General features: G+C 44.4%; 20 protein-coding genes. 7 read left to right on the forward strand and 13 right to left on the reverse strand.

What is annotated here, in order from left to right; translation table 11 throughout:
- Nucleotides 1-577: 577 nt before the first annotated feature.
- Nucleotides 578-937, reverse strand: a complete 360-nt coding sequence (locus tag WAE59_RS23960) for a CoA-binding protein (RefSeq protein WP_337858539.1) — start codon at nucleotides 935-937, stop codon at nucleotides 578-580.
- 109 nt (nucleotides 938-1,046) lie between these two features.
- Complete coding sequence (locus WAE59_RS23965) at nucleotides 1,047-2,582, reverse strand: NAD(P)/FAD-dependent oxidoreductase (protein WP_337858540.1); 1,536 nt, start codon at nucleotides 2,580-2,582, stop codon at nucleotides 1,047-1,049.
- A 140-nt stretch (nucleotides 2,583-2,722) separates the two neighbouring features.
- Between WAE59_RS23965 and WAE59_RS23970 the strand changes: the two genes are divergently transcribed.
- From WAE59_RS23970 to WAE59_RS23985, 4 genes are all read left to right on the forward strand, one after another.
- Nucleotides 2,723-3,304, forward strand: coding sequence for a LemA family protein (locus tag WAE59_RS23970; RefSeq protein WP_337858541.1), 582 nt, complete (start codon nucleotides 2,723-2,725; stop codon nucleotides 3,302-3,304).
- Nucleotides 3,305-3,388: 84 nt separating this feature from the next.
- Nucleotides 3,389-3,832, forward strand: a complete 444-nt coding sequence (locus tag WAE59_RS23975; protein WP_337858542.1) for a TPM domain-containing protein — start codon at nucleotides 3,389-3,391, stop codon at nucleotides 3,830-3,832.
- Nucleotides 3,829-4,602 (forward strand): TPM domain-containing protein, encoded by a 774-nt coding sequence (locus WAE59_RS23980; protein WP_337858543.1) that lies wholly within the window; start codon nucleotides 3,829-3,831, stop codon nucleotides 4,600-4,602. Before WAE59_RS23975 ends, WAE59_RS23980 begins: the two co-directional genes overlap by 4 nt.
- 25 nt (nucleotides 4,603-4,627) lie before the next feature.
- On the forward strand, nucleotides 4,628-5,179 hold the full coding sequence (locus tag WAE59_RS23985; protein WP_337858544.1) for an NUDIX hydrolase: 552 nt from the start codon (nucleotides 4,628-4,630) through the stop codon (nucleotides 5,177-5,179).
- A 76-nt stretch (nucleotides 5,180-5,255) separates the two neighbouring features.
- Here WAE59_RS23985 and dnaA read toward each other — a convergent pair whose 3' ends face one another.
- From dnaA to WAE59_RS24000, 3 genes are all read right to left on the reverse strand, one after another.
- Nucleotides 5,256-6,686 (reverse strand): chromosomal replication initiator protein DnaA, encoded by a 1,431-nt coding sequence (dnaA, locus tag WAE59_RS23990; protein ID WP_337858545.1) that lies wholly within the window; start codon nucleotides 6,684-6,686, stop codon nucleotides 5,256-5,258.
- A gap of 195 nt (nucleotides 6,687-6,881) precedes the next feature.
- A complete protein-coding gene (locus tag WAE59_RS23995) occupies nucleotides 6,882-8,429 on the reverse strand; it encodes an acyl-CoA mutase large subunit family protein (protein ID WP_337858546.1) in 1,548 nt (515 codons plus the stop codon).
- A 2-nt stretch (nucleotides 8,430-8,431) separates the two neighbouring features.
- Entirely contained in the window at nucleotides 8,432-8,977 is a 546-nt protein-coding gene (locus tag WAE59_RS24000; RefSeq protein WP_337858547.1) for a DUF7935 family protein, read from the reverse strand.
- Between the two features lie 134 nt (nucleotides 8,978-9,111).
- On the opposite strand from WAE59_RS24000, the gene WAE59_RS24005 reads away from it, so the two are divergent.
- Nucleotides 9,112-9,465 (forward strand): HesB/IscA family protein, encoded by a 354-nt coding sequence (locus tag WAE59_RS24005; RefSeq protein WP_337858548.1) that lies wholly within the window; start codon nucleotides 9,112-9,114, stop codon nucleotides 9,463-9,465.
- 91 nt (nucleotides 9,466-9,556) lie between these two features.
- Entirely contained in the window at nucleotides 9,557-10,789 is a 1,233-nt protein-coding gene (locus tag WAE59_RS24010; RefSeq protein WP_337858549.1) for an ABC transporter permease, read from the forward strand.
- 14 nt (nucleotides 10,790-10,803) lie between these two features.
- On the opposite strand, the gene rfbB is transcribed toward WAE59_RS24010, so the two are convergent.
- From rfbB to WAE59_RS24030, 4 genes are read right to left on the reverse strand one after another with little or no spacing between them, the layout of a single operon-like run.
- Nucleotides 10,804-11,856, reverse strand: a complete 1,053-nt coding sequence (rfbB, locus tag WAE59_RS24015) for a dTDP-glucose 4,6-dehydratase (RefSeq protein ID WP_337858550.1) — start codon at nucleotides 11,854-11,856, stop codon at nucleotides 10,804-10,806.
- Between the two features lie 2 nt (nucleotides 11,857-11,858).
- Entirely contained in the window at nucleotides 11,859-12,425 is a 567-nt protein-coding gene (locus WAE59_RS24020) for a hypothetical protein (protein WP_337858551.1), read from the reverse strand.
- A 1-nt stretch (nucleotide 12,426) separates the two neighbouring features.
- Entirely contained in the window at nucleotides 12,427-13,449 is a 1,023-nt protein-coding gene (gene galE, locus WAE59_RS24025; RefSeq protein ID WP_337858552.1) for a UDP-glucose 4-epimerase GalE, read from the reverse strand.
- A 9-nt stretch (nucleotides 13,450-13,458) separates the two neighbouring features.
- The gene (locus tag WAE59_RS24030) at nucleotides 13,459-14,448 is read right to left on the reverse strand and encodes a UDP-glucuronic acid decarboxylase family protein (RefSeq protein WP_337858553.1); all 990 of its coding nucleotides are present in this window, start codon (nucleotides 14,446-14,448) and stop codon (nucleotides 13,459-13,461) included.
- A gap of 134 nt (nucleotides 14,449-14,582) precedes the next feature.
- On the opposite strand from WAE59_RS24030, the gene WAE59_RS24035 reads away from it, so the two are divergent.
- A complete protein-coding gene (locus WAE59_RS24035; RefSeq protein WP_337858554.1) occupies nucleotides 14,583-15,791 on the forward strand; it encodes a 3-deoxy-D-manno-octulosonic acid transferase in 1,209 nt (402 codons plus the stop codon).
- Here the strand turns inward: WAE59_RS24035 and hemH are convergent, their stop codons facing one another.
- From hemH to WAE59_RS24055, 4 genes are all read right to left on the reverse strand, one after another.
- Nucleotides 15,792-16,805, reverse strand: coding sequence for a ferrochelatase (gene hemH, locus WAE59_RS24040; RefSeq protein ID WP_337858555.1), 1,014 nt, complete (start codon nucleotides 16,803-16,805; stop codon nucleotides 15,792-15,794).
- Between the two features lie 83 nt (nucleotides 16,806-16,888).
- The gene (locus WAE59_RS24045; protein ID WP_337858788.1) at nucleotides 16,889-17,737 is read right to left on the reverse strand and encodes a 4-hydroxy-3-methylbut-2-enyl diphosphate reductase; all 849 of its coding nucleotides are present in this window, start codon (nucleotides 17,735-17,737) and stop codon (nucleotides 16,889-16,891) included.
- A gap of 59 nt (nucleotides 17,738-17,796) precedes the next feature.
- Complete coding sequence (locus WAE59_RS24050) at nucleotides 17,797-18,705, reverse strand: hypothetical protein (RefSeq protein WP_337858556.1); 909 nt, start codon at nucleotides 18,703-18,705, stop codon at nucleotides 17,797-17,799.
- A 19-nt stretch (nucleotides 18,706-18,724) separates the two neighbouring features.
- Nucleotides 18,725-19,234, reverse strand: coding sequence for a phosphoribosyltransferase family protein (locus tag WAE59_RS24055; protein WP_337858557.1), 510 nt, complete (start codon nucleotides 19,232-19,234; stop codon nucleotides 18,725-18,727).
- Between the last annotated feature and the right edge of the window lie 116 nt (nucleotides 19,235-19,350).

A 19,350-nucleotide genomic window follows, 5' to 3' on the forward strand; every position in this document is an offset into this window, starting at 1 on the left:
ACCTTAATTGTACAGGCCAAAAAAGGCAGATATAAAATACCCATAAAAGGGTCAGCATGACTTAAAGCAGCGGTAGGGGTGCGTTAAGGGTGCGTCAAGGTCTACGTCGTAGTTGCGTCGTGTCAGGGACATGTATGCTTCATGCTTGAAATATCCCGGGATGATCCAAACATATCGCAGGTATATCTCAAATACGACGTAGACCTTAACGCACCCTTAACGCATCTTTAATCCCCCCTAAGCACAGGCACCATTCAATAATTCCAAAAAGACTTCAGTGATTTGATCAAAAATTCAGGAAAACACATCATCCACCATACATACCCGGAAGCAGACCAGTTCTTCACAAGAAGCAGGCTTCTTCACACCTCAGTCACACATCCTTCACAACAAACCCACAAAGAGGTACCTTTTTGTGAACAAAGTGTGGCGAATGTGTGCAGTATGTGAGGACTTGCTATATGCTATATATATACTGGTATACCAGCAAACGGCCAGAGCGCTGCCAAAAATTCTGGTAGCATGTGCAAACGCGCTAAGCTCAATGAAGCAAAAAATTAAGGTATATGAAATTTTACTAGAACTGACCTGTAGCCAGCATGACCAGGGTACAGGCCTCTACCGGCTCTATGGCGTTCTCCCTTAACAGGGTTTCCAGCTCATCGTTCTCTGTACCGGGATTAAAAATTACCCTTTTTGGCTTGGTCTTTAGAATATAGTCGAAGTATGAATCTTGTACCTGGGGGCCAATATATAAGGTGATGGTATGAATATCTTCATGGATCTCTTCAGCTGTCTCGATCTCCACACCGGCAACCTCCCCTTTCTTGATGCCCACGTTTACAATAGGATGTCCTTTCGCTTTGAGCATTTGGGCAGCACGGAACGCATATCTTGTAGGGTTTGGTGTAGCACCAATAATCAATGTCTTTTTCATCTCATCTAAAATTTAAGTAGCATGCAATCTAACCGGAATGATAAATTTGCCGGTTCAGCTGCATAATCGATCCTGAATATACAACAACCGGGAACAGGATGTGTTTTTCTTAAATCAGGATGGCATTAGCGCAATTGATACCATCTATAGCTGCAGATACAATCCCCCCGGCATAGCCCGCGCCTTCTGCACAGGGAAAAAGCCCTTGCACCTGTGGATGCTGGAAATTTTCTCTATCTCTAGGAATCCGCACCGGAGAGGAACTACGGCTCTCTACGCCTACCAGAATAGCTTCATTGGTATAATAACCTTTCATCTTCTTTCCGAAAACAGGTAAAGCATTCTTCAGACTGGAAGCTACAAAATCCGGCAGCGTTTCTTTGAGCATCACACTTCTGGTTCCGGGCAAATAAGAATTTTTGGGGAGATCAGCAGATATCCGACCTTCCACAAAATCGACCATGCGCTGGGCTGGTGCCACCAGATTCCCTCCGCCCAATTGAAAAGCAGTTTTTTCTATTTCAGCCTGAAAATGCATCATCCGAAGCGGATCTTCTCCTTTTACATCTTCCAGGGTGATCTGTACCACCGTACCTGAATTGGCGTAAGGATTGTTCCTCTTGGAAGGCGACCAACCGTTGACCACAATCTCTTCTTTATGGGTAGCACATGGCGCTATGATCCCACCAGGGCACATGCAAAAAGAGAATACCCCTCTGCTCCCCACCTGCTCAACCAAGCTATAATAGGCCGGCGGGAGAAATTCACTCCTGATGTCACAATGGTACTGGGCAGCATCTATAATGGCCTGCGGATGTTCTATGCGTACCCCGAGTGCAAATGGCTTGGCTTCTACAAGGATATTTTTATGCTGAAGCAACTCGTAAATGTCGCGGGCAGAGTGACCGGTGGCCAGGATGACCGAGTCAGCCAGCAACTTTTCTTCTCCATTGACCACCACACCTTTGATCTTACCAAAGTCAATGAGCAAGTCGGTCACTTTCTGATCGAAACGCAGCTCTCCCCCGGCATTCAGAATTGTTTCTCTTATGGCCGTGATGATATGGGGCAATTTATTGGTACCAATATGAGGCCGGGCATCGATCAGGATGTCTTCAGCTGCACCATGCTGCACAAATACCTGCAGCACTTTATTGATATCACCTCTTTTATTGGAACGTGTATACAGTTTTCCATCGGAATAGGTTCCTGCTCCGCCTTCACCATAACAATAATTCGATTCGGTATTTACCAATCCTTCTTTATTGATGGCTGCGAGGTCCCTCCGCCTTTGCTTTACATCCTTACCCCGTTCTAAAACGATGGGCTTAAGGCCGTTTTCTATACATTGCAGGGCAGCGAACAGGCCAGCTGGTCCGGCCCCAACTATAATGACATGTCTGGCATTACTGACATTTTGATAGTCTATGCGGAAAATATCTGCCAAAGGTGCCTCATCGATAAATACCTTTACCTGAAGCCGGTAAATGACCTTCCTGGATCGCGCATCAATGGAGCGCTTGAGGATTTTATAGGCATTAATCCTATTGAGGTCAACTTTTAAAGCAGTTGACAAGCTTCTTTTGATCTCCGCTTCCTGGTCCAGTAATTCCGGAGCGATGGTAATTTCTATGTCTTTTTGCATATTCTTGTCAGGTTTTTATCCCGAAGTGTAACAAAGGTACAAAAGTTGAGTTCTAATGCGTAATTTAACGATTGAAAAACGAAATCATGGAAGACGGTGTTATCCATCAAATTTCATGGGCATTAAAAAACAACAAAAATATGAAAAAAGGAGTATTAGCTGTAGTAGCAATCTTGGTTTTACTGGTAGTAGTGAGTGGCTGTGGTTACAATAACCTGGTTAAGCTGGATGAAACGGTGCAAAACAAATGGGCACAGGTAGAAACTCAATACCAGCGCCGTTCAGATTTGATCCCAAATCTGGTAGCCACTGTAAAAGGAGCTGCAAAATTTGAACAGGGTACATTGACAGACGTGATCGAAGCCCGCGCAAAAGCTAGTCAGATCACCATAGACCCTACCAAACTTACAGAAGAAAACATGCAAAAATACCAGGCTGCCCAGGGACAACTCAGCCAGGCATTGGGAAAACTGATGGTCCTGACAGAAAACTATCCGGAATTGAAAGCTACACAGCAGTTCAGCGAACTATCTGCCCAATTGGAAGGTACGGAAAACAGAATCGCTGTAGCGCGCAAAGACTTTAATGAATCGGTATTGACTTACAATACCAAGGTACGCTCCTTTCCGAGTAACCTGACTGCAGGCATGTTCGGTTTTAGCACTAAGGCTGCATTTAAGGCTGATGCCGGCGCGCAAAATGCACCGAAAATCGAATTCTAATACCTATCTATAATATTTAATAGGCTAAGGGTGTTTTCCATCTGGAAAATACCCTTAGCCTTATCTTTATTAAAACATCCAATCATGGGCTTATTTACAGAGCAAGAACAGGAACAGATATCCAATGCCATATCCTCAGCGGAAAAGGCCACATCAGGTGAAATCAGAATAGCCATAGATAAATATTGTGAGGGGGATGCAATGGAGAGGGCTACATCCTACTTCAGCAAACTCGATATGGATAAGACATCCAGACACAACGGTGTGCTGATCTATCTTGCACATGTAGACCACAAATTTGCCATTATCGGCGACAGTGGCATCAACAGGGTCGTTCCGCCAGACTTTTGGGAAACTACCAAAGTAGCGATGAGTGCACATTTTGCTTCCGGCAATCTGGCCCAGGGCATCATTGCAGGAATCATGCTGGCAGGAGAGAAACTGGCGACCTTTTTTCCATCGCAGGGCGATGACATCAATGAACTGCCTAATGACATTGTTTTTATGGATCAAAATCAACAGCGATGAGGAAACTGATTTTAGGCTTATTATTGAGCATGCTTTCATTTTCGGGCTTTTCCCAGGACTACCCTGCCAAGCCTAACAAGCTGGTGAACGATTATACAGGTAGCCTATCTTCAGACCAAGTGCAAAGACTGGAGCAAAAACTGGTGGCATTTGATGACTCTACCTCTACGCAAATCGCCATTGCGATCGTCAAATCGGTAGGTGATTACGACATCAACGAATATGCCCTCGAACTGGGCAGAAAATGGGGCGTGGGTCAGGCCGGCAAAAACAATGGGATCATGATCCTCGTAGCTATCGGCGACAGAAAAATCTCCATTCAGACCGGATATGGCCTGGAAGGGGTGCTTCCTGACATTTACGCCAAGCGGATCATAGAAAACGAGATTAAGCCTTCTTTCAAAGCGGGAGATTACTTTCAGGGCCTGGACAATGGTACAGATGCCATCATTAAATATACCAAAGGAGAATACAAGAACGAAAATCCAAAATCAAACCGCAAAGGTGGCGGTGCCTCCAGCATCGGGATTATCGTACTGATCATCATTGTCATCATCATCATTTTGAGAAGAGGTGGCGGTGGTGGAGGCGGTGGCCAGGTCATTGGTGGCCGAGGAGTGGCTGATGCGTTGTTCTGGAGCATGTTGCTAGGTGGCGGCAGGAGTTCCGGTGGTGGCTGGGGCGGTGGCGGCAGAAGCAGCGGAGGCGGAGGCTTTGGTGGTTTTGGCGGCGGAAGCTTTGGCGGTGGCGGAAGCAGCGGCAATTGGTAAGAATTCATCATCATAACTATATTTAATGGAAATCCTCAAATGGAAAAAGCTTTCATCCAGGTATCTGGTGAAAGAAAAATGGGCTACACTACGTGTGGATACCTGCGACCTGCAAAACGGGACGGTCAAAGACGACTACTACGTATTGGAATATCCCAATTGGGTAAATGCTGTAGCGCTGACTGCCGATAACAAGGTGATCATGGTGCGGCAATACCGGCATGGTGGCGACATCATCTCCCTAGAGATTCCTGGTGGCGTCATAGATGGAGATGAAGGTCCTGAAACAGGCATCAAAAGGGAACTACTGGAAGAAACCGGCTATTCCTTTGACAGCTGTGAGCTTCTGGGCACTACTTACCCCAATCCGGCAACGGCAAATAATGTGACTTATATGTATCTGCTTAAGGGAGGGATTAAAACTCAGGAACAACACCTGGACGAGCATGAAATCCTGGAAGTTGAAGAATATACCTTAACAGAAGTAAAAACACTGCTGAGGGAGAACAAAATTGCACAATCGCTGCATTGCACCGCCTTGTTCTATGGCCTTATGGCTTTAGGCGAACTGAAATAAGCGACATTGGAACAATAAAAAAGTCCCGGTGATCTGAGATTACCGGGACTTTTTTTATGGTCAAACGAGCTGATGATTAACTCATCTTCAATTTCTTTTGAATGTCGTGCACGTACGTTTTGAATTTCTTATCTGTATCGATCAGATCTTCTACCGTCTGGCAAGCATAGATCACTGTAGAGTGGTCTCTTCCACCGAAGAAAGCGCCTATAGTTTTCAATGATGATTTGGTATGGCTTTTCGACAGGTACATAGAGATCTGACGGGCCTGTACGATCTCACGTTTACGGGTTTGCGATTTCACCATATCCACTGGTACTTCAAAATATTCACAGACCAGTTTCTGGATGTATTCCATAGAAATTTCTTTCGAAGTATTCTTAATGAAATTCTTCAGCATCTGTTTGGCCAGGGCCAGGTCGATGTCTTTTTTGTTGAGGGTAGATTGTGCCAGTAAGGAAACCATTGCTCCTTCAAGTTCTCTTACGTTGTTGTCTATATTGTGGGCTACATATTCCACTACCTCTGCAGGCAGTTCGATGCCGTCTGCATACATTTTCTTTCTGAGGATTGCAATCCTGGTTTCCAGATCAGGTATCTGGAGATCAGCCGAGAGGCCCCATTTGAAACGGCTCAGCAAGCGCTCTTCCAATCCTGCCAAATCTTTGGGTGCCTTATCTGAAGACAAGATGACCTGCTTACCTGATTGATGCAGGTGGTTGAAGATGTGGAAGAAAATATCCTGAGTTTTTTCTTTACCGGCAAAGTTGTGCACATCATCCATAATGATCACATCCATTGCTTGGTAGAAATTCACAAAGTCATTGATGGTATTGTTTTTCAATGAATCCACAAACTGCTGGCAGAACTTTTCGCAGGATACGTAAATGACGAGCTTATCCGGCATGTTGCGTTTAATCTCATTTCCGATTGCCTGGGCCAGGTGGGTCTTACCCAAGCCTACCCCTCCATAGATCATCAGCGGGTTAAATGAAGTACCTCCAGGTTTAGCAGCCACAGCGTAACCTGCAGAGCGCGCCAGACGGTTACAATCTCCTTCTATATAATTCTCAAAAGTATAATTGGAATTTAATTGCGGATCAACATTTAATTTTTTCAGTCCCGGAATGATAAAGGGATTTTTGATGTCCTTGTTAATAGACACCGGAATCGGCATAGACTGATTTTTTGCTTCTGCTCCGTTGCCGTTGCTCGGCATGTTAGTGGTGTAAGGGTTACCAGTATTGGATGACTTATCAACAACGATGTTGTACTCGAGCCTTCCTTCATCTCCAAGCTGCTTCTTTACAGTCTTCCTCAGCAAGCCTACATAATGCTCCTCAAGCCATTCGTAAAAGAACAAACTAGGCACCTGTATAGTCAAAACTTTGCCTTCCAATTTTAATGCAGATATCGGTTCGAACCAAGTTTTGAAACTTTGGTTCGGAATGTTATCTTTTATGATTTGGAGACAGTTTTTCCATACTTCGGTACAAGTTTTTTCCATAGGTATTATTATAATTTATTGGTTTACAGTGACGATACGAGCACAAAAAAACTGCTGTTTCGAGAGATCGAATATTCAAAAAATTATCAACAAAAAAAACTTAAATCTAACATATTTTGTAAGTACTTAATCAGCAGCAGCATACCCTTGTTAACTTCAATTTTTTGTGTGGATAACTATTTATTAACATCCTTTTTAATATTCTCCGAAAACGTTACGCAGCACATCTGCTATTTCTCCAAGAGTGGCATAAACCTCCACAGCGGCCAAAATAAGGGGCATTAGGTTGTCTTTTCCTCTCGCCGCGACCTCCAGATCACGCAGTGTTTTGTGCACTGCTTCGGTGTTTCGCCCTGCCTTCAACTGCCTAAGTTGCTCAGTCTGAATGGCACGTATAGATTCGTCTATTGTAAAGACCTCTGTAATGCCTTCCTGCTCCTGAGTAAAGTGGTTCACACCGACTATAATCCGGCTTCCGTTTTCCACTTCAATCTGGTATTGGTAAGCTGCCGCTGCAATTTCATTTTGGATGTATCCGTTCTCTATTGCATTGACCGATCCACCCATCGCATCTATCTGATCTATGTAGAGCTGTGCTGCTGCTTCAATCTCATCCGTTAAGGTCTCTACAAAATACGAGCCAGCTAGTGGGTCGACCGTATCCGTCACCCCACTCTCGAAGGCGATGACTTGCTGGGTGCGCAAGGCAATCCTGGCGGCGGCTTCGGTGGGTAGCGACAAAGCCTCGTCATATCCATTGGTATGAAGCGACTGCGTTCCGCCAAGCACTGCTGCCATTGCCTGATTGGTTACCCTGACCACGTTATTGAGTGGTTGCTGGGCAGTGAGGGTAGAGCCTCCGGTCTGAGTATGGAAGCGCAGCATTTGCGCTTTTTCATCTGTTGCACCCAGTTCCCTGGTGATCTTAGCCCACATCCTTCTCGCAGCCCTGAATTTGGCAATTTCTTCAAAGAAATTATTGTGGCAATTGAAAAAGAAAGAAAGCCGTTTCGCAAATACATTGATATCGAGTCCTTTTTCCAGGGCAGCATTCAGGTAAGCTTTGCCGTTTGACAAGGTAAAAGCCAATTCCTGTACCGCGGTAGAACCTGCTTCGCGAATATGGTAACCGGATATAGAAATCGTATTCCATTTTGGCACTTCCCTGCTACAGTATTCAAAAATATCGGTAATGATCCTCATAGAGGGCTTAGGAGGATAAATATAAGTACCTCTGGCCGCGTATTCCTTTAGAATGTCGTTCTGTATGGTTCCGGAAATCTGCCGGATGTCTGCACCCTGTTTTTTGGCCAGGGCAATATACATAGCCAACAATATGGATGCAGTAGCATTGATGGTCATGGATGTTGTGATCTTTTGCAATTCGATCCCTTCAAACAGAATTTCCATGTCTTTGAGTGAATCAATAGCCACGCCTACTTTTCCTACTTCCCCCTCTGCCATTTCATGGTCAGAATCATAACCAATTTGTGTTGGCAGGTCAAAGGCTACAGAAAGTCCCATAGTTCCCTGGGCCAGGAGGTAATGGTAGCGTTTGTTTGATTCTGCAGCTGTAGAGAAACCGGCGTATTGGCGCATCGTCCAGAGCCGTCCTCTGTACATGTCCTTCTGGATTCCTCTGGTGAAAGGAAATTCTCCGGGCCGTTCGTCGGAAGCCGGTGCAGTGGTGTATAGCGCCTTGATCTCTATACCCGAAGTGGTGCTGTGTTTTTGAGCTGCCATGATCAGAACAATTGATGGATGTCTTTTTTGATTAAATTCAGCGTCAACTCATAAGGATTCTCCTGGAGTCCTGCCATATGCTGCAGTACTTTTTTACTGAGGTCTATCCCTTCTGCCTCTGCTGGCAGGGCCCTTACACCGTTATTTACCATCGCGAGGGTATCTTCTTTCAGTTTACGTACTACATCCCAGATTGTAGCACTTACATAGAGCTGTTGCGCCACATTATGCTGGTATTCTGCTTTGACTTCATTCAAGATCAGCGATTGCAGTTCTACAACTGATATGCCTTGCTGATGGAGCCTCACAAATAAATTGGATGGGTTGATCCGTTCGATGAACAGGATGAGCCGTTCGTGTGCCTGTAAGCGGAGGGTCAACAACTGCAGCCTTTCCTCTTTCCGGTCATTGGGCAGCGCCTCTTTTTCCGCCGCAGGTTTTGGTGCAGCAGGCCATTTATCTTTAATCAATACATAGCCGAGCAACAACGTTAACGTGCTTCCCGCTACTGCCGCAGCTACCTGGATTAAAAAGAGTTGTATGTTCATTCAGTTTTGTTTATAAATGGTAATAATTAGGTATTAGTCCCAACAAAAATGTACAAATTATTTATATTTACCCCACAAAACGAATTTTTACCAAAAGAGGTACACATTAGTTGAATTCTTAATTTCAGAATACCATGAGTAATACAGTTGATACCGCATTTGCACCAGTGACCTTCACAGAAGGGGCCGTTAAAGAACTTTTTAAATTAAAAGATCAGCAGGAAATCTCCGAGGATTTCGGATTGCGCGTCGGCGTTGAGGGAGGTGGTTGTTCAGGAATGAATTACATACTTGGCTTCGACCAGAAAAAAGAGGGTGATCAGGAATTTATCATCGAGGGGATCAAAGTCTTCATGCATAAAGCACACCAGATGTACCTTTTGGGTATGCAGGTAGATTGGCAGGATGGATTGAATTCCAGAGGCTTTACCTTCAGCAATCCAAATGCCGCAAGTACTTGTGGATGCGGCACCAGCTTTTCCGTTTAATCACATTAAATTTGTAACATTATAGCAAGTCCCGTTGTCTTAACAGCGGGACTTTTTATTTTTATCCCTGTTCATCTTATTTTCTTCTGGAATGACCTATACTGAAAATGTAAAACTAGCACTGCAATCCATCAAGAGCAACCGCTTACGTACTTTGCTCACTGCCTTGATCATCGCTATTGGTCTATCCGCCCTGGTTGGGATTCTGACCACGCTCGATGCGGTTAAGAAAAGCATGACCGAAACTTTTTCCAGTATGGGAGCTAACTCTTTTACCATCAGGAACCGGGGAATTGGTATACGCGTGGGCGGTGGTGGCAAGCGACCGAAACCTTTCAGGGCCATTCGTTATGAAGATGCCATAGAATTCAAACAAAGACTGAATACTCCGGCTACAGTAGCCATTAGTGTAATGGCAAGTGGCGGTGCTACTGCCAAATATGAAGCAGAAAAGACCAATCCCAATATCGGAATTCAGGGAATAGACGAAAATGGCCTGAAATCTCAAGGCCTGGACCTTACCCTGGGCCGGAATTTCAGCCCTGCTGAAATCCAGTCGGGCAATAACCTTTGCATCATCGGCAGTGAGGTCAGCAGCAAATTGTTTAAGAAAGAATCTCCGATAGATAAAATCATCAATGTTGGAAACAGCCGACTAAAGGTAATCGGTGTGTTGGCTTCTAAAGGTCAGAGCATGGGCTTTAGCGGTGACCGGGGCGTATTCGTTCCTTTGTTTAAAGCCAAGCTGATCAACTCTAACGCAAATCCATCTTATACCATAACGGTTATGGTACCAAGCAATGAAATGATGGACAACATCATTGGAGAGTCGACCGCTGAGTTCCGGAACATCCGAAAGGTAAAGATCGCCGAACCCAACAACTTTGAAATCACGAAAAGTGATGCGATGGCCCAGACTTTATTTGAAAACCTGAGTTATATCGTCATGGGCGGAATCGCCATTGGCGGGATCACACTGATCGGTGCTTCTATTGGCTTAATGAACATCATGCTGGTGTCAGTTACAGAAAGGACACGAGAAATTGGTATCAGGAAAGCTATCGGAGCAAATCCTTCCGTGATCAGGAAACAGTTCCTGATTGAAGCCGTGATCATCTGCCTTATAGGTGGTGCTTTTGGAATTTTTCTCGGGATCTCTATCGGAAACCTGATTTCGCTCCTGATGAGCGGCTCCTTTATCATTCCCTGGATGTGGATCGCCGGCGGATTTGTACTCTGTGTATTTGTAGGCATCATCTCCGGATATTACCCCGCAAAAAAGGCTTCTAAACTGGATCCAGTAGAAGCCTTGAGGTATGAATAAAGCAAATAGATGAATTATCTGCCTTGGTATTGATTCTCGTAATAAGCCTGGTAATTACCTGAAGTGACGTTGTTCAGCCATTCTTCATTTTCCAGGTACCATTCCACTGTCTTTTCCAGACCTTCTTCAAACTGGAGGCTAGGCACCCAGTCGAGTTCCTGCTGAAGTTTAGTAGAATCGATTGCATAACGTAAGTCATGCCCGGCACGGTCAGTTACGAAAGTAATCAGTTTCGCTGATTCTCCTTCTGCCCTACCCAGTTTTTTGTCCATGATCTCACAAAGCAAATGAATCAGGTCGATGTTCTTCCATTCATTGTGCCCACCAATGTTATAGGTTTGTCCGCTTTTCGCTTGATGGAAGATGACATCAATCGCTCTTGCATGGTCTTCTACCCAAAGCCAGTCCCTGATGTTCTCTCCTTTTCCATATACCGGAACCGGTTGGTTATTTTTGATGTTATTGATTGCCAACGGAATTAGTTTCTCGGGAAAATGATTAGCCCCATAATTATTCGAACAGTTGGAGATCACCACATCGATACCATAGGTATCATGATAAGCCCTTACAAAGTGATCCGATGAAGCCTTAGAGGCTGAATAAGGGCTGTGCGGGTCGTAAGCAGTAGTTTCGGTAAACATACCTGTGTCTCCTAAGGCCCCATATACCTCATCCGTAGACACGTGATAGAAACGCTTTTGATCGTAGCTACCTTTCCAGAATTCCCTTGCGGAATTCAGCAAATTTACCGTACCGATTACGTTCGTCATCACAAAAGCAGTAGGATCGGTAATTGAACGGTCTACATGAGACTCCGCTGCCAGATGAATCACTGCATCAAAATTTTCTTTCTGAAACAGGCTGTTCATTTCAGCAGCATCTGTAATGTCGGCTTTTACAAAATGATAATTGGGTTTGTCCTCAATATCTTTCAGATTGGCCAGGTTACCTGCATAAGTCAGTTTGTCCAGGTTGACGATGTGATAATCCGGATAATGATTGACAAATCTCCTGACTACATGAGAACCTATAAAACCGGCACCACCTGTTATTAGTATTTTTTTCATTTTTATAACTCTTTTGGCAAACCCAGCTCCTGAGCAACATCTGCCGTTTTATAATTGTACACTTTATGCAGCACTGCATTGAAATCACCGCGGAGATCAAACTGAATGTCTTCGTGGAGCTTCTTGAATTTATTCCATACCGACACACAGGATTTCACAAAGTAGATGTTCAGCTTTTCATTGAATTTATACATCGGAGAGAAAACACCATCTTTAAAATCAATGGGCATATGTTTCAGCAGGTGAATCCTAAGTTCCATCTCAGTGGTCACGTCTTTAGTCACCTTAAAATGATGACTGATGCTCCCGTTCAGCTTTCTCATTTTCAGCATGGCTTCTTTCGAAGTCAGCTTTCTCATACCCATCATCTCGGCGATGCGCTCATCAATCTCTTCCAGCAATTTCCTGTATCTGTCTGCAAGATCCGTTTCATCCTCCAATAGTTTGAAATGCAGGTGCTCAGTGAGCACCTTGTCCTTTGCAATCAGCCTGAGCAATAGTTTGTCCTTTTCCTTTTCCGGCAAGGACCTGATCTCCATTTTGAGCTCCTTATGCTCGCTTAACAGCATACTAGAATGGATTGTCCCTGAGGTATTTTTCCCAGTTCCAGGCCGAAGACATCATTTCAGCAATGCCCAGTTCAGCGGTCCAGCCCAGCTCATTGGAAGCTTTCGAAACGTCTCCCCATACTTTTTCCACATCACCATCTCTTCTTCCGCCGATGGTATAGTTCAGTTTTTCACCGGTAGATTCTTCAAAAGCAGCGATTACCTGCAGAACTGTAGTACCTGTACCTGTACCCAGGTTAAATACTTCATAATTTGAGGCAGCCTTTTCCGCTTCCAGTCTCCTGATTGCCGCTACGTGTGCTTTCGCCAGATCTACCACATGGATGTAATCCCTTACTGCACTGCCGTCTACGGTATCGTAATCATTGCCATGTACAGTGATCGGACCACGTTTGCCTATAGCCGACTGAGTGATAAAAGGCACCAGATTTTGTGGAACACCGATAGGCAATTCACCGATCAAAGCACTCTCATGTGCGCCAACCGGATTAAAGTAACGCAGGGAAATGACCTTTAATGAAGGTGTTACTGCGCAAGTCTCCTGCAGGATCTCTTCTGCAATCTGCTTGGTATTGCCATATGGAGACTCTGCTTTTTTCGTAGGCGCCAATTCTGTTACCGGCAATACATCCGGCTGACCGTATACGGTACATGAAGAAGAGAATACGAGGTTCAGTTCACTATTGAAAGCGTTGATCAGGTTGATCAACGAATAAAAGTTATTTCTATAGTATTTTAAGGGTTTTTGAACCGACTCACCCACTGCCTTGAAGGCGGCGAAATGAATTACTCCACTAATATCGGAGTGCTGCTCAGCGAAAGCCTTTACTTTAGCTTCATCGCACAGGTCAAGTTCTACAAATTCAGGCTGCTGTCCTGTGATGGTTTCCAGTTGCTGAAGGATCTTAGGGTTGGAATTGGAGAGGTCATCCACGATCACCACTTCATACCCGGCGTTGTGCAACTCCACTACGGTATGAGAGCCGATGAAACCTGTTCCCCCTGTTACTAATATTTTAGCCATTCTTAATGATTAACGGTTGTAGGTTGTAAAATCTTTATGTTCTTTGTTGGTTAATGCTTCTTTGGGTAATGACTTGAAGTAGTCATAGGTAATCTTCAAACCTTCTGCCCTGCTCACTTTGGGCTCCCAGCCCAGAATTTCCCTTGCTTTCGTAATATCTGGCCTGCGTTGTTTAGGATCGTCGACAGGCAGGTCACGAAGCACCAGCTTCTGACTGGTTCCAGTCAATTTGATGATCTCCTCGCCGAATTGCTTAATGGTGATCTCATCAGGGTTACCGATATTCACGGGTTGTGCATAATCACTCAGTAGCAACCGGTAAATACCTTCAATCAGGTCGTCTACATAGCAGAATGACCTGGTTTGTGAACCATCGCCAAAGACAGTGAGGTCTTCACCACGCAAAGCCTGACCGATAAAAGCAGGTAATACACGTCCGTCGTTAAGGCGCATTCTTGGTCCATAGGTATTAAAGATCCGTACAATCCGTGTTTCCACTCCATGAAAAGTATGGTAAGCCATGGTCATCGCTTCCTGGAATCGTTTCGCTTCATCGTATACACCCCTTGGACCTACCGGATTCACATTCCCCCAGTATTCTTCCGGTTGAGGATTGACACTTGGATCTCCGTATACCTCTGAAGTAGAGGCGATCAGCATTCTTGCATTTTTATTTTTTGCCAGTCCAAGCAGGTTATGCGTACCTAAAGAGCCTACTTTTAATGTCTGAATGGGGATTTTAAGGTAATCAATCGGGCTTGCAGGAGAGGCAAAATGAAGGATATAATCCAATTCGCCAGATACATACACGTATTTCGACACATCATGATGTGCGAACTCAAAATTCTCCAGGCCGAACAAATGCTCAATGTTCTGCAAATCTCCGGTGATCAGATTATCCATGGCGATCACATGATAACCTTCCTTGATGAACCTGTCACATAAATGTGATCCCAGGAAACCGGCAGCACCGGTTATTAATACTCTTTTACGTTCCATTTATTTAACCAGTTTATATCCAACGCTGCGGTAAAACACTTGCAATTAGTACTCAAATGCAGGATTTTCACATATTAATTCTGTTTTGAGTTAATTAAAGTATCTTCGGCTAAGATAACAAATAAACAAACAAAATGCTTTGGCTTTATAATATAGGAATTCATTTCTATGGCTTTCTGGTTAGGATATTTTCGCTTTTCAACAGCAAGGCAGCACTTTTTGTCAAAGGCAGAAAGCATATTTTCAGCGAAATACAAAATGAGCTCTCCGAGGGCCAGTTCCATACCTGGTTTCACTTTGCCTCCCTGGGCGAATTTGAACAGGGCCGACCAGTACTGGAACAACTTAAAGCCCAACGTCCTGAGCTAAAAATAGTGATTACCTTCTTCTCACCTTCTGGATATGAAATCCGCAAGGACTACCCGCTGGCTGAAGGAGTTTTTTACTTGCCGCTGGATACCCCTGCCAATGCCAGAAAGCTGGTCCAGTTGATCCGCCCCGATATGGCCATCTTTACTAAATATGAATACTGGTACCATTACTTTAAAGAACTGCATCAGCAACAGGTTCCGATCTATATCATTTCGGGAATTTTCCGTCCCAACCAGATTTTCTTCAAATGGTACGGTGGCCTCAACCGCAAAATCCTGAACTATGTACGCCATTTCTTTGTACAGAACATGGAGAGCCGCAGTCTGTTGGCTGGCATCGGACTAAACAACGTGAGCATTAGTGGCGATACCCGTTTCGACCGGGTTGCGGCACATGCTGCTTCGGCAAAACCACTGGACATTGTAGCTCAATTTTGCCAGGGTAAAAAAACCCTGATTGCAGGTAGCAGTTGGCCCGCCGATGAGCAGTTGCTAAAAGGACTGATGGACAAAAATTCTGATTGGAAACTCATTGTTGCTCCGCACGAGATCAGCAAAACACACCTTGAAGAAATTGAGCGGCTGTTTCCAAACTCCGAGCGCTATTCTGCTCCTACGGTACAACTCACCGAAGCCAGGGTGTTGATCATCGATAATATTGGCTTACTGTCTTCCATTTATCCTTATGGACAAATCGCATACATCGGCGGAGGTTTTGGAGTAGGCATTCACAATACACTGGAAGCTGCAGCCTTCGGTCTGCCGGTATTGTTCGGCCCCAATTACCAGAGATTTCAGGAGGCGAAAGACCTGATCGAGATCGGGGCAGCTGTATCCATTAGTAACCAGAAAGAATTGAATGAGGCTTTCACTAAACTAAAAAAGGACTCCCAACCGGGAATCCTTGCTCAAAAATATGTCCAGGACAAAACCGGGGCTACCGGACAAATCCTCCAGATGATTCTTTCTTAATTACGCTTTAGCCATGTCGACCAGTGCAGTGATGAACTTAGGATTGTCATTCAGGCTTTCTACCAATTGCACATGTTCTCCTCCAAGCGCCCTGAACTCCTCATGGTATTCTACCGTAATCTCATAAAGTGTTTCCAGACAATCTGCTACGAAGGCCGGACTGAATACCAATAGCCTCTTCTTGCCTTCAGCGGCCAGTTTTTTCAGCACGTCGGTTGTATAGGGTTGCACCCAGGGCTCTTTCCCCAGTCTCGACTGGAAGCATACGGTATAATCTTCTCTCTTAATACCCAATTTTGACGCGATCAAACGAGCCGTATCATGCCCCTGAGCTGAATAACAGAATTTATTGGTATCATTGAGGCTGGCGCAACAGTCGTCCTTTTTCAAGCAGTAATGCCCTGTATGGTCACATTTCAACAACTGGCGCTCCGGCAAACCATGAAAACTGAACAGGATATGATCATAAGTTTCCGGCTGATATTTTTTTGCATTTTCGGCAAATGTCTCGATCATCAGTTCATTGTCGTGGAAAGAATTCACGAAGGTGACCGGAGGGATCGTAGCCCATTTGCTGACATACTCCATTACCAACTGGATCACCGAACCTGAGCTGGCTGAAGCATACTGCGGAAACAGCGGGATCACCCTGATGCTTTCCACTAAACCAGCTTTCATTTTTTCCAAAGCGGATAAAATAGAGGGATTCTGATAACGCATGGCGAGCTCTACATGGTAATCATCGCCTAATTGTTCCTGAACCAATGCAGCTTGTATCTTACTGAAATACAACAGCGGCGAGCCATTTTCATCCCAGATCTCCTTATACAGTTTCGATGTCTTAGGACTACGAAAAGGGACGATGATGCCTTTTACTAATAAAGTACGGTTAAAAGCATTGATGTCGATCACCCGTTCATCCATCAGAAACTGATCCAGATATTTACGTACGTCTGCAACTTCCGGGCTATCCGGAGTTCCTAAATTCACTAACAATACACCCTTTTTTCCCATTATGGCGCGAAATTAACAGATTATGATTTGGCATCCTCCCACAAGGCAGGATAATTACTTTTTAATGATGATAAATGAACCGATTAGTAGCTGAGTAATTCCTGTTTGACTTGTTCCATCAGCCACATAGGCGTAGAGGTCGCTCCACAAATTCCTACCCGGTCTTTTGCAGAAAACCAAGTTTTATCAATCTCTTCAATATTGGAAATGAAATAAGAAGCATCGTTGAATTTTTTGCAAACGTCATACAGTACTTTTCCATTGGATGATTTCTTTCCAGATACAAAGAGGATTTTGTCAAAATTACCCACGAATTTCTCGAGGTCACCATAACGGTTAGAAACCTGCCTGCAGATGGTATCATTGGCCTTTACCTCATAGCCGCGGCTGATCAGCTCCTCTTTGATCTGATAAAATTTGTCCGTGCTTTTCGTGGTCTGGCTATATAGGGTAAATTTAGATGGAAGATCAACCTCGTCGAGTTCTGCAATATCCATGAAGACGATGGCTTTACCATCCGTCTGCCCCTGCAGACCTACCACCTCCGCATGTCCATGTTTGCCAAAGATGAGGATCTGCTCATTATCGTCATGGGAATTTTTAATGCGATTTTGCAATTTCAATACTACGGGACAGGATGCATCAATCAGCGTCAGGTTATTCTCCAGGGCCAACTGATAAGTTGATGGTGCTTCACCGTGTGCCCTGATCAATACCTTTTCATTGCGTAATGCAGCTAACTGCTCATGGTCGATGATCCGCAGCCCTTTATCTGTAAGGCGCTTTACTTCTTCATCATTATGCACGATATCTCCCAAACAATAGAGGTAATCTTCCTGATCCAGGATATCTTCTGCCATATCAATAGCATACACTACCCCAAAACAGAAGCCGGAAGCTTTGTCTATCGTAACGGTCAGATCGTATTTCATTGTTGGTGTCGAGTTCATGAAGGAACAAAATTACACAAAAAGAGTTTCATATTATGAAGCTAATGTTGAACTGATGTAAATACCTTCATCCAGCACGCTTTAAGCAGCAGCAGCACCAACATGAGCATTTGCAGGGGATGCAGAAGCACGTTGTACAGAGGGTTCTGTGCAGTCAGGAAAGAAGTCATCATCCTGGTAAGAAAGATCAGCCCCAGTGGCAGAAATAGAAAAACATAGTCATAATTGAGCAGCATCAGCAATGGGCCTGCCAGTGACAGGAGCAAATACAGCAGGGCAACCGGAACTGATCTGCCCAGGGTACGCAGCAAGCCCCTGCCCTGTTCATCCAGATCAGGATGATCATTGGCGTAAACAAACTTATTCGCCAGCAGGATTTCGGCTTTTAATTTCATCGGTTCAGCCGCAGGGCTACTGCGGTGGTGCAACCGGTAGCGTTGTGCATTATAAAACATGCAGGACTTACTGGCTATAGAAAGCAGCAGGGCTTGATTGAGTTTCACAAATCTCAGCGGAAAAAGATTGAGTAATAAGAGATCCTGCAAGGGCAGCGTGCAGCGCTCCAAAAAGCTCAGGTCTTTGCGGTTGGGGATCAGGCTCAGTAAATCCAGATCGAAGACTTTAGTACGCTGGATCAAATTATTGATCATTCCCTTCCTGATTGTATTACCTGCATCAAGAAACAGGAAATACCGGCCCCTGGCCTGATGCAGCAAAGTTTCTTCTTCCTGTTCTTCTTTAAAAAAAATCTCAATCTGATCATAATCCTGCTCCTGAATAGATTGCAGGAGCGCTGTAGCTTCTGCACGCTTCCCCGAAATGATCACAGACACCGGCTCCGTAAAATGTTTACCATAATAACCAAGCTTCGGATTCGAAAGAAAATTGAACAGGCTAACCGTAAACCGCAGGACCTGAAAAACCAAAACAGCATAGACAAATGTGATCATACTGTTTTAAACGCTAAGATTAACTTAAATATACTTTATCTTCCTCTCCTTCAACATCCATTACCACGTCGACGTGCTCCTTCAGCACAGTGGCCAGCTGCAGACCTACGAAATCTGTAGCGATCGGAAAGATCTTATGACTGCGGTCTACCAGCACTACGGTCCTGATTTTCTTGTGCGGCGTATTCAGGAATACACCGAGGCCATAAGCGAGGGTTTTCCCGCTGTTCAATACATCATCCACCAGGATGATCACCTTATTTTTCCAATGTGTTTCATCGAGATCGGTACTTGCAATCAGTTTCGTACTTACCCGATCAAGCTCTACCTTCAGCATCGTCACCTTTAAATCTGATATTTTAGTCAGCACTTTTTTGAGACGCAAAGCCAATTTATACCCTCTGTCCCATATTCCTGCCAATACGATCTCCTTCTCATTCAGGTTATCTTCCAGGATCTGATAAGCTATTCTGTTGATCTTTTGCTGTATTTGTTTTTTATCTAGAATAAGTAATTGAGATTCTGCCATCTGGTATCACATTGTTTTATGCTACAAAAAGAACGATTTTAAGGTTCATATTCAAACTTAGCTAAAATTTTGTTGAAATAATTTACAATTCCTGCAACGTTTCACACCTTTCTGCG

Source organism: Pedobacter sp. GR22-6 (genome assembly GCF_037402555.1).
Classification (GTDB): domain Bacteria; phylum Bacteroidota; class Bacteroidia; order Sphingobacteriales; family Sphingobacteriaceae; genus Pedobacter.

Excerpts from the sequence above, each read along its gene's own strand:
- WAE59_RS23960 (WP_337858539.1), bottom strand. The coding sequence starts at position 937 with ATGAAAAAGACATTGATTATTGGTGCTACACCAAACCCTACAAGATAT.
- WAE59_RS23965 (WP_337858540.1), bottom strand. The coding sequence starts at position 2,582 with ATGCAAAAAGACATAGAAATTACCATCGCTCCGGAATTACTGGACCAG.
- WAE59_RS23970 (WP_337858541.1), top strand. The coding sequence starts at position 2,723 with ATGAAAAAAGGAGTATTAGCTGTAGTAGCAATCTTGGTTTTACTGGTA.
- WAE59_RS23975 (WP_337858542.1), top strand. The coding sequence starts at position 3,389 with ATGGGCTTATTTACAGAGCAAGAACAGGAACAGATATCCAATGCCATA.
- WAE59_RS23980 (WP_337858543.1), top strand. The coding sequence starts at position 3,829 with ATGAGGAAACTGATTTTAGGCTTATTATTGAGCATGCTTTCATTTTCG.
- WAE59_RS23985 (WP_337858544.1), top strand. The coding sequence starts at position 4,628 with ATGGAAATCCTCAAATGGAAAAAGCTTTCATCCAGGTATCTGGTGAAA.
- dnaA (WP_337858545.1), bottom strand. The coding sequence starts at position 6,686 with ATGGAAAAAACTTGTACCGAAGTATGGAAAAACTGTCTCCAAATCATA.
- WAE59_RS23995 (WP_337858546.1), bottom strand. The coding sequence starts at position 8,429 with ATGGCAGCTCAAAAACACAGCACCACTTCGGGTATAGAGATCAAGGCG.
- WAE59_RS24000 (WP_337858547.1), bottom strand. The coding sequence starts at position 8,977 with ATGAACATACAACTCTTTTTAATCCAGGTAGCTGCGGCAGTAGCGGGA.
- WAE59_RS24005 (WP_337858548.1), top strand. The coding sequence starts at position 9,112 with ATGAGTAATACAGTTGATACCGCATTTGCACCAGTGACCTTCACAGAA.
- WAE59_RS24010 (WP_337858549.1), top strand. The coding sequence starts at position 9,557 with ATGACCTATACTGAAAATGTAAAACTAGCACTGCAATCCATCAAGAGC.
- rfbB (WP_337858550.1), bottom strand. The coding sequence starts at position 11,856 with ATGAAAAAAATACTAATAACAGGTGGTGCCGGTTTTATAGGTTCTCAT.
- WAE59_RS24020 (WP_337858551.1), bottom strand. The coding sequence starts at position 12,425 with ATGCTGTTAAGCGAGCATAAGGAGCTCAAAATGGAGATCAGGTCCTTG.
- galE (WP_337858552.1), bottom strand. The coding sequence starts at position 13,449 with ATGGCTAAAATATTAGTAACAGGGGGAACAGGTTTCATCGGCTCTCAT.
- WAE59_RS24030 (WP_337858553.1), bottom strand. The coding sequence starts at position 14,448 with ATGGAACGTAAAAGAGTATTAATAACCGGTGCTGCCGGTTTCCTGGGA.
- WAE59_RS24035 (WP_337858554.1), top strand. The coding sequence starts at position 14,583 with ATGCTTTGGCTTTATAATATAGGAATTCATTTCTATGGCTTTCTGGTT.
- hemH (WP_337858555.1), bottom strand. The coding sequence starts at position 16,805 with ATGGGAAAAAAGGGTGTATTGTTAGTGAATTTAGGAACTCCGGATAGC.
- WAE59_RS24045 (WP_337858788.1), bottom strand. The coding sequence starts at position 17,737 with ATGAAATACGATCTGACCGTTACGATAGACAAAGCTTCCGGCTTCTGT.
- WAE59_RS24050 (WP_337858556.1), bottom strand. The coding sequence starts at position 18,705 with ATGATCACATTTGTCTATGCTGTTTTGGTTTTTCAGGTCCTGCGGTTT.
- WAE59_RS24055 (WP_337858557.1), bottom strand. The coding sequence starts at position 19,234 with ATGGCAGAATCTCAATTACTTATTCTAGATAAAAAACAAATACAGCAA.